The sequence below is a fragment of the Shigella sp. FC1567 genome, from assembly GCF_001743015.1.
In the GTDB taxonomy this organism is placed as follows: Bacteria; Pseudomonadota; Gammaproteobacteria; order Enterobacterales; family Enterobacteriaceae; genus Escherichia; species Escherichia coli.
Genome location: NZ_MIIV01000373.1, coordinates 1 through 566, shown reverse-complemented (window position 1 = coordinate 566; position 566 = coordinate 1). Strand labels below are relative to the sequence as shown.

Genomic DNA, 566 nt, shown 5'->3' with positions numbered 1-566 from the left:
GGGAATATCTCCCCGGCAGCCTTCAGGGAAAAATATCATCAGATGGCTGCTTAAAAAAAGAACAAATGGTAGTGTCCGCTATTGCCAGTACACCTCATTGAGTCCTCATATACAGCAATGTCGCCAACGTTGTACTCGTTGTGCCAGCCCGGTTTCAGATACACACCATATTTTCCAGTCCGCGCATGGAAACAGTATTCACCATCGTTTCCTGTCATCACATCAGCAACAGTGTGCATCACCACTTCCGGGGTGTTTACCCGGGATTTCAGAATAATATGGTATCCGGACATGGGGATACCTGCGCCATCAGTCAGCGCACCTGATATCACTACAGACATAGTTTTTCTCGCGATAAATTAAATCAGGAAGAAATTTCCGGAGAGGCGGGCCATTCAATGGCGTTGTATGAGGTTTTATCAGTGATGACACTGAAATCCATCGCCTGCAGCGATTTCGCGTAAATGCGGTACGCTTTCAGTTTTTCCCGGTCTTCGTCGCTGATTAGCCCCAGCAGCAGGTCTTCTTCCCATTCCCCTGTCCGGGCACTGACCTGAGCCAGAAGG

General features: G+C 48.8%; 1 protein-coding gene and 1 pseudogene. Both read right to left on the bottom strand.

Annotation, left to right across the window (positions count from 1 at the left end):
* Positions 1 to 80: 80 nt before the first annotated feature.
* A pseudogene (locus BHE85_RS18075) lies at positions 81 to 341 on the bottom strand (prophage tail fiber N-terminal domain-containing protein); the annotation flags it as partial.
* Between the two features lie 23 nt (positions 342 to 364).
* The coding region (locus BHE85_RS18070; protein ID WP_146627460.1) for a tail fiber assembly protein at positions 365 to 566 on the bottom strand (202 nt) is incomplete at its 5' end.